The following is a 4,127-nucleotide window of genomic DNA, read 5'->3' on the forward strand; positions in this document are numbered from 1 at the left end:
GGGGGCCCGTGTCGTAGGCACCGAGCACGATCGGACGATTGGGGGGCCCGTGTCGTAGGCACCGAGCACGATCGGACGATTGCGCAGGAACGCGGTGGCAGCGGCACCACCGGTCGAGTCGCCGCGATGGGTGCGCCCGTCCTTGCGCTCCTGCGTGATGCGCAGGCCGGCCGTGAGGTCGAGCCTGGACGTGGCGTGCCACGTGGCCTGCGAGAAGAGCGCGAAGCTCTCCGTGTCGAGCGCGCCGAAGCTCACCGTGCTCGCGTTGGCGAGCACCGGCAAGGACGTTCCCTGCAGAACGATGTCCGCCCGCGGACCGAACACGGTGAATATCTCATTGCGCATGCGCTGGCGCATGTAGAACGCGCCCACCACATAGTCGACCGCACCGCCGGTGGGCCCCGCGTAGCGCAGCTCCTGCGAGAACTGCTGCTGGCGCACGCGGGAGCCGCCGTCGATCAGCACGGGGATATTGAGGTTGTCATTGGCCGTCGGCACGAACTTCCATGAGCGGCCGGCGGTGATGGACGTGACGGTAGCGCCGGACCCGAGCTTCCAGCTCGCTTCGGCCGACACGCCACCCTGGTCGAGATCGACGCGCTCCACGCCGTCGGTATTGACCGCATAGCGCCGCGGGTCGGTGACGATGCCCGTGGCGCCGCCGGCCCATGCGCGGGCCGCCGCCGGTCCGCTTCCCAGCGAGTAGATGACGCGGGTGCCGTACGTGGAGCGCTCGCGGTGCGCATCTGCGATCAGGCGCAGGCTGAAGGCGTCGCCACGGCGCAGCAGCCATTGGCCGCGAATGCCGGATCGATGGCCTCCGTTGACGCTGCCGCCATCGTAGATGTTCTCGATGTTGCCGCGTTCATGGGTGCCGTACACCAGCAGCCGGCCCGCCGTCTCTTCCGACAGGGGCCCCGAGAAGATGGCTTGCCCCTGCGCAAGTCCGCGCTGCCCGATCGAGAGTTGCAGGCTGCGCTCGGTCTCCCGGCTCGGCGCACGCGTGTGCAACGCCAGCACGCCGGCGGTCGTGTTCTTGCCGAAGAGCGTGCCTTGCGGCCCGCGCAGCAGGTCCACGCGCTCGATGTCGAGCAGGTCGAATGTCGCCATGCCCGCGCGGCCCAGGTAGACGTTGTCGAGGTAGATGCCCGTGCTGCCCTCGAGGCCGTCGTTCGATGGATTCCTGCCGACGCCGCGCACCGCGATGGCCGATTGCCGCGGATCGCCGAAGGTGATGCTGGTACTCGGCAACCATTGCTGCAGGTCTTCGAGCCGCCAGCTTTGCTGCGTCTCGAGGGCCTCGCCATCGATCGAAGTCAGCGGGATCGGAACTTGCTGGGCGGCTTCCGAACGGCCCCTGGCATCCACGGTGATGGCGGGGAGCGTTTCGCCATCGTCCAAAGGCTTCGGCTGTGCATGGGCCACCACGGCGAGCCCGGAGGCGAGAGCGCTGACGGCCAGGGAACGGGCGAGGAGATCGCATGGGCGGAAGGGCATGCGCGTACTCTAGTAGACGCTCGCACGCGTCACCTGCGCACACGCCGGAATCGGCGGCGCCACGCACGTGGGCATGGCGTTGATTGCCACCGAAAATTGGCCCGGCCATGGAACTAATTTCCGTCCGAGACTGACCCACGACACCCCACCTCAGGGCGCCGCATCCGGCACCAAGGCCCGCGCCCCGTTCTGCCGCCAGGCCCCGGGCGACACCCCGTACTCGCGCTTGAAGGCGCGGTTGAAGGCCGCTTCCGACTCGTAGCCGACACCTTCGGCAATGCGCGCCAGGTTGCCCTGGTCCTTGCGCAGCATGCCGGCGGCCAGGATCATGCGCCAGCGCGCCAGGTAGTGCATGGGCGGCGCGCCCACCAGTTCGGCGAAGCGGTCCGCCAACACGCTGCGCGAGACATGGATTTCCTGCGCCAGCGCGTCGACCGTCCAGTTGCGGGCGGGATCGCCGTGCATCAGCGCCAGGCAGCGGCTCACATGGGGATCGCGCAGGCCCGCGAGCCAGCCGGGGTTGTTGGCCGGCATGGATTCGATGTAGCCGCGCAGCACTTCGGCGAACAGCACCTCCGCCACCTTGGCGGCGACCATCTCGGAACCGGGCGTGTGCGAAGCCGCATCGCCCAGCACGAAGTTGACGGACTGCTCGATCCACGGGCCCGCCGGCCTGCTGCGCAGCGACGTGGTGAACAGGCGCGGAATGTTCGCCATGAGGGGGTTGGGCGCATCGCCTTCATAGGCGAACCAGCTGCACACCAGCACCGTGCGGTCGCCATTGCCGCCGTAGCGGATGCGCTCCAGCTCGGGCGCCCGCGGGTTCACCACATGCGCCACGTCCACCGCTGCCTGGAGCAGGCCGCTGCCCACCACATGCGAGTCGCCATGCGGCACGGCGATGACGTCGCCGGCATGGGCGCGGATCGGTTCCCCGCCGYCGACCTGGGCCCAGCATTCGCCTTGCAGCACGAGGTGGCAGATGGCCAGCCGCTGCGCGCCGGGCCTGAGCAATTGCGCCATGTGCGCGCCCTTGGGCACCTTGAAGCACCAGGGCGCATGCATGTCCCCGTTCAGGAACAGCGCGCCCTCCAGACGGATGGTCCGCAGCACGTCCGACAAGACATCCATGGTCACCTCCCGGCAAGCGAGGGCGGGGTTTCGGTCAACAAGTCCGGTGCAGCGGGCAATACAACGGTGCTTCGCGCCGGCACCATCGGTCTTGGTCGCTCCGACCGATTCTAGACAGGAGTATCGCCATGCCCAAATTCCTCATCGAACGGCACATCCCCGGCGCCGGCAAGTTCACGCCGGCCGACCTGAAAGCCATCTCGCAGAAGTCCTGCGGCGTGCTGGGCAGCATGGGGCCCGACATCCAGTGGGTCCACAGCTATGTGACCGACGACCGGATCTACTGCATCTACCAGGCCGCCGACGAGGCGCTGGTGCGCAAGCATGCGGAACTCGGCGGCTTCCCGGCCGACCGCATCGACCGGGTGCATGGCGTGATCGACCCGGCCACGGCCGAGTGAGACGGTGGAGGGATGGCCGAGCAGGGGCGGCCGGATCAGCGCGAAGGCGCCGCCCTCATTCGGCCTGCAGCCGGCCTTGCGGCCCAGCCATGGCCTGCAAGCCCTGCGACGACGCCTGCTGCTGCTGGCTCTGCACCGGCCCGACCAGCGGGCCCGGTCCGGATTCGCCCAGGCTCCTGCGCCCGGTGCCTCTCACGAGGTGGCGCGGCAAGTGGTGTGTTCTTCGAATGAGCTCCAGGGCCTCGCTGCGAGCTGGTTCGGACGCCGGTAGAAACATCTGCAATACGCTCATGATGTCATCCCGTGAAGGCCAGAGAGGAATGTGGCTGGCTCGCCTCGAAGGACCGGAGCCGCGTCTCGATGCGGCCTCTGGCGTGGGTCGCAGGCGCATTATGGGCGCCGAAATGCGACCCGTTTGCACGGCCCCTCGGGCAGTAGTGTTGCTGTGCGCTTACTTACAAACCATAGTATTCATTCAGCCCATTCCGCCATCACAAGTGCCGCGCCACGAGCACCACCGCCCCCGCAAGGGAGATGGCGCCACCCACGATTTTCCTCAGCATTCTCATCAGGTTCTTTCTCCAGCGTAGAACCTGCATGGTGCAACGCTTCGGGCCCTGGCGGGTTTGGCAATTCTCATGGCCGGGATAGCCACGGCCCGGCGGGCCGCCCTGCCCTGTAGGCACCCGCCCACGCGCATGGATTGATTTCTCCCGCAAGCGGCGGCCGCCGGCCCGGCCAATGTCGGATGCACGAATTCCGGTTCCTCCTCACGACGCTCCGTGCGTCGTTAAGCGCTCCCTCGGGAGCGCTTTTTTTGCCTGTGCCGCGCCGCGCCCTGCGGCTAATGCGTCTCGCGGCGCAGCTGCTGCACGTCTTCGTGCAGCGCCTGGGCCCAGGCGCGGCGGTCGCGCCCGTGCGAAGCCTGCGGCTCGCCGAAGCGCACGATGGCCACGAGCGGCGGCGCGCGCAGCGTGTTCCAGAGCGAGGTCAGCAGGTTGTCGTCGTCGATGTAKCGCGGCGCCTGGCTGGTTTCCCCGGTGGCCGCATCGGCAAAGCGCAACGCGGCCGGCAGCACGGGTGCGCCCGACGAAATGG

4 protein-coding genes and 1 pseudogene are annotated in these 4,127 nt (G+C 68.3%); 1 reads left to right on the plus strand and 4 read right to left on the minus strand.

All coding sequences use genetic code 11. The features are described 5' to 3' along the window. A partial coding sequence (locus tag AC1DOC_RS22440) for a TonB-dependent receptor (protein ID WP_478130510.1) occupies window positions 1-1,497 on the minus strand: 1,497 nt, incomplete at its 3' end. 150 nt (window positions 1,498-1,647) lie between these two features. Continuing rightward, window positions 1,648-2,628: an AraC family transcriptional regulator gene (locus AC1DOC_RS22445; protein ID WP_478130511.1), complete on the minus strand. Its 981-nt coding sequence runs from the start codon at window positions 2,626-2,628 to the stop codon at window positions 1,648-1,650. A 128-nt stretch (window positions 2,629-2,756) separates the two neighbouring features. Here AC1DOC_RS22445 and AC1DOC_RS22450 point away from each other — a divergent pair, with 128 nt between their 5' ends. Then, the gene (locus AC1DOC_RS22450; protein WP_015867374.1) at window positions 2,757-3,029 is read left to right on the plus strand and encodes a DUF4242 domain-containing protein; all 273 of its coding nucleotides are present in this window, start codon (window positions 2,757-2,759) and stop codon (window positions 3,027-3,029) included. 55 nt (window positions 3,030-3,084) lie between these two features. On the opposite strand, the gene AC1DOC_RS22455 is transcribed toward AC1DOC_RS22450, so the two are convergent. Both AC1DOC_RS22455 and AC1DOC_RS22460 read right to left on the minus strand, forming a co-directional pair. After that, window positions 3,085-3,240, minus strand: a complete 156-nt coding sequence (locus AC1DOC_RS22455) for a hypothetical protein (RefSeq protein WP_162269830.1) — start codon at window positions 3,238-3,240, stop codon at window positions 3,085-3,087. 633 nt (window positions 3,241-3,873) lie between these two features. Next, a pseudogene (locus AC1DOC_RS22460) lies at window positions 3,874-4,127 on the minus strand (1-acyl-sn-glycerol-3-phosphate acyltransferase); the annotation flags it as partial.

This window comes from Variovorax sp. 01T439_2, assembly GCF_056398445.1.